At 77.7% G+C, this 2,444-nt stretch carries 1 protein-coding gene; it reads left to right on the top strand.

The window, feature by feature from the left end:
• Nucleotides 1–213: 213 nt before the first annotated feature.
• A partial coding sequence (locus tag G3I42_RS23660; protein ID WP_164289075.1) for a helicase-associated domain-containing protein occupies nucleotides 214–2,444 on the top strand: 2,231 nt, incomplete at its 3' end.

The following is a 2,444-nucleotide window of genomic DNA, read 5'->3' on the forward strand; positions in this document are numbered from 1 at the left end:
GTGGCTCAGGCGCGTGCCGGGTGTGCTGGAGAGGGGCCCCGACCGCCCCGGCGGGCTGCCCGCCCGGGCGGGAGGCGCTCGGGGCACGCCTCGGGCCGCGCGCGGAAATGTCCCGTACCGGTGCCGTCCCGGCCCCCGTCGCGGGGCGGGTCCGCGACACCCAAGCCGTCTCGCACCCGCCCGCCGCCCTCCGCACCCGCTACCGTGGGCGGGATGAGCAGCCCTGCACCAACCGAGGACGGACCGGCCACGCGGCCGGGACCGCGTTCGCTCGCCGAAGCCCTGCGGGTACGTGACGACACCTCGCTCGTCGCGCTGCTGCGCGCGCGGCCCGATCTGCTCAACCCGGTCCCCGTCGACCTGACACAGCTCGCCACCCGTGCGGCGACCCGTGCCTCCGTCCTGCGCGCGCTGGAACGGCTCGACCGTTTCGCCCTCCAGACCGCCGAGGCACTCGCCATCGCCCCCGACCCCGCCCCCTACGACCTGCTCGAAGGGCTCCTGACGGGCGACGAGGGCGACCCCGCCACCACGGAGGCCCTGCCGCGGACGCTGGGCCTGCTGCGCGAGCGCGCCCTCGTCTGGGGCCCGGACGAGCGGCTGCGTCTCGTCCGCACCGCGCGGGAACTCCTCGCCCCGAGCGCGGCCCACCCCTCGCCCACCGGCCTCGGCCCGAGCCTCGCCGAGGCCACCGCCGGCATGTCCCCGGGGCGGCTCCAGGTCATCCTGACCGAGGCCGGACTGGGCTCGACGCACGACTCGGTGACCGCCGTCCAGGCCCTCACCGCGCTCTTCACCGACCCCGCGCGGCTCGGCGCGCTCCTCGACGAGGCGCCCGCCGACGCCGTCGAGGTCCTGGGCCGGCTCGTGTGGGGACCGCCGTACGGGCAGGTCACCGCGCACCCGCCGACGCACCTGCGCTGGCTCCTGGACCGCGGCCTGCTCGTGCCGACCGCGCCGGGGACCGTCGTGCTGCCGCGCGAGGTCGCCCTGCACCTGCGCGGCGGTCGCGCCCACCGCGCCGTCGAGCCCGAGCCGCCGGCGATCGCCGTCCGTGCCACGCGCGAGGAACGCGAGGCCGACGCGGCCGCCGCCGGGCAGGCGTACACCGCGCTCCAGACCCTTGAGGACCTGCTCAAGGAGTGGGGCTCGCCGCGCCAGTCGTGGTCGCGGACGAAGGACCTCGGCCCGGCCGTGCTGCGCGCGGGCGGCCTGAGCCAGCGCGACCTCAAGCGCACCGCCGGGTACCTGGAGACCTCCGAGGACACCGCCGCCTTCTGGCTCGAACTCGCCTACGCGGCCGGGCTCGTCGCCGCCGACGGCGAGGCCGACGAGCACTACGCGCCCACCCCGTACTTCGACGAGTGGCTCGATCTGCCGCCCGCCCGCCGCTGGGCCGTCCTCGCCACCGCGTGGCTCGACGCGACCCGCACGTCGGGGCTCGTCGGCGGCAGCGACAGCAAGGACCGCACGCTCTCCGCGCTCGGCCCGCACCTCGACCGCACCGCCGCCCCCGAGGTGCGCCACCGGGTCCTCGCGCTGCTCGCCGAACTCGGCCCCGGCGGCGTGCCCGAGCCCGACTCGCTCCTCGCCCGGCTGCGCTGGGAACGCCCGCTGCGCGGCGCCGCGCACGAGAACGACCTGCGGACCCGGATCGCGGGCTGGACGCTCACCGAGGCCGAACTCCTCGGCGTCACCGGGCGCGGCGCCCTCACCCGGCAGGGGCGCGCGCTCCTCGCCGGGCAGGACACGGCACTCGTCGACATGCTCGCCGAGCTGCTGCCGCCGCCGCTGGACCACGTACTGCTCCAAGCGGACCTGACGGCCGTCGCCCCGGGCCCGCTCCAGCGGCCCCTCGCCGAACGCCTCGCGCTCCTCGCCGACATCGAGTCCAAGGGCGGCGCGACCGTCTACCGCTTCACGCCGGGCTCCGTGCGCCGTTCTCTCGACGCCGGCTACTCCGCCGAGGCGATCCACGAGTTCCTCGCCACCCACTCCCTCACCCCCGTCCCGCAGCCCCTCGCCTACCTCGTCGACGACGTCGCCCGCCGCCACGGTCATCTCCGGGTCGGCGCCGCCTCCTCGTACGTACGGTGCGAAGAGGCCACCGTGCTCGACGAGATCCTCGCCGACCGGCGCTCGGAGACGCTGCGGCTGCGCCGGCTCGCCCCGACCGTCGCGGCCTCGCCCTCGGAACCGGCCGTGCTCCTCGACGGCTTGCGCGGCCTCGGCTTCGCCCCGGCCGCCGAAGGCCCGGGCGGCGATGTCCTCGTACGCCCCAGCGCGCAGCACCGCACTCCGCCGCGCCGCGCCCCGGAACCGGTCGGCGAGGGCGGTGCCCGCCCCCGGCAGACGCTGCTCGCGGCGGCGGTACGGGCCATCCGCGCCGGTGACACGGCGGTGACCACCCCGCCGCCCACGCGCCCGGCCGGGCTCGTCACCCC

This window comes from Streptomyces sp. SID11385, assembly GCF_010548245.1.
Classification (GTDB): Bacteria; Actinomycetota; Actinomycetes; order Streptomycetales; family Streptomycetaceae; genus Streptomyces.